The following is a 1,507-nucleotide window of genomic DNA, read 5'->3' as shown; positions in this document are numbered from 1 at the left end:
TGAGATCCAAGCTGTTTTCAGAGGTCTGTCAAGAGCGGAACTGCCACGGAGCTTTCTCCCCCCTGAACAGTTACGGCAAAAGGGTGTTGGCACAGCAGCAGCGCATGATGGGACTATTAATTACTGCGGTGACGATGCATATTCTGGTGACTGGACCAAAGGCTGTTTCCCGATTCTGGTTCGAGAGGGGGCTGGGGAGGGCAGAGAATGAGCCTGGTCAATTCCTGATTGCTCCACAACGCTATGCCTGCTGATGTGGTTATCGGAGGGAAAACGCTGCGATTGGTAAGGCGAAGCGATGTCGCCGTTGCCCTGCGTGTGGCAGCCCATTTCCAGCGCCGCATCGCTGAGGATGACTGGCACCCCTACCAGAGCAGAAAGGATGCGGTATGGGCCTGGACCCGGCTGGGCGGCATCCGCCTTCAGGTGATGGAAGCACTGAGCCTGTTGAACGAATCCTGAACCTCTGCTGCGCCCACAGCACAAGGGCTTACGGACACGCAGGGCAGATCGGCTGAGAGCCGGGGTCTACTGGTCCTTGATCTCACCAAACAGCCGGGCGCTCAGGCAGGTCCTGCGCCAGTTCCATAGCCGCCTGGAGCTGCTTGCTATGCACTGCCCGCGTCCGTAGAGGAAGTCTGTCATTCGCAGCTGTACTCACTGCAGCCGCTGGAGCCATAAACAAAAGTCTGTAATATTTAGAGATGTGTTAACTAACAATTTTTGCTGATCGTTGAAGTTCGGTAGTGGTGCGGCTTTCCTCCTCGCACCCACCAAGACGTGATCGCGAACATTGGGTGGTCTGACATTCATTCTTTCAAATGTCCACTGAAGTTAAAAACTGGGCCACGGTAGCAACCGCAATGGAAGCTCAGGGCGCCACGGATAGTCAGATGTACATCCGAGCAAGAGCTCTTGCCAATGGTGAGGTCGACCCATTGCCTACAAGCTTCCCCCCAGCCCCTTTTACAATCTCAGAAGTCCAATAGTAAAACCCATAAACAGCAAGGCCCCTCGCATGTGGCTTTGCTCCACTAATAACATGTCCAATCACCGACTTTCACTGGAGCAAAAGTTCCGACTGGAGACAGCGTTCCGCGAGATTGACGCTTGCGATGACATTGAAATGCTTCGCGAAGTTGCAAAACAAATAATTACCTCCGAAGAAAATGAAAAAGCCGCAGTGCGGGAAGCAATCACGCAGATCAGGAGGGAGCTGGAGGTAGAATTTAATAATAAATATCGCAACCATAATAATTATGCATCTATTGCAAATCGGGATTTTTAGTAGTCCAATTTTGCCTAGTACTTAATTTTGGGAGCCCCAGTTGCAACAAGTCAAACCCCAGTCACAGCTTTGAGGGCACCTCGAAAAAGAGGAATTCCAAGCCTGCAGTCATCTACAAAAAAACGCCTTACGGCGCCAAGGTGTCTACTAAATTGCACATCAAAATGATAGGAAAGGGCTCAGGTGGTTTCAGGTGAATTTCGCCTCATGCGATTGCAA

3 protein-coding genes are annotated in these 1,507 nt (G+C 51.5%); all 3 read left to right on the top strand.

The features are described from left to right. The coding region (locus AC01FP_RS17530) for a hypothetical protein (RefSeq protein WP_474482000.1) at positions 1-254 on the top strand (254 nt) is incomplete at its 5' end. 1 nt (position 255) lies between these two features. Beyond that, on the top strand, positions 256-462 hold the full coding sequence (locus tag AC01FP_RS17525; RefSeq protein ID WP_474481999.1) for a hypothetical protein: 207 nt from the start codon (positions 256-258) through the stop codon (positions 460-462). A gap of 580 nt (positions 463-1,042) precedes the next feature. Next, positions 1,043-1,288, top strand: a complete 246-nt coding sequence (locus AC01FP_RS17520) for a hypothetical protein (RefSeq protein ID WP_474481997.1) — start codon at positions 1,043-1,045, stop codon at positions 1,286-1,288. The last annotated feature ends 219 nt before the right edge of the window (positions 1,289-1,507 follow it).

It is taken from the genome of Cyanobium sp. NIVA-CYA 375, assembly GCF_056108345.1.
This window is presented reverse-complemented; position numbering and strand designations above follow the sequence as displayed.

What these genes read in the sequence shown, in the direction of transcription:
- AC01FP_RS17520 (WP_474481997.1), top strand. Translation starts at nt 1,043, where the DNA reads ATGTCCAATCACCGACTTTCACTGGAGCAAAAGTTCCGACTGGAGACA.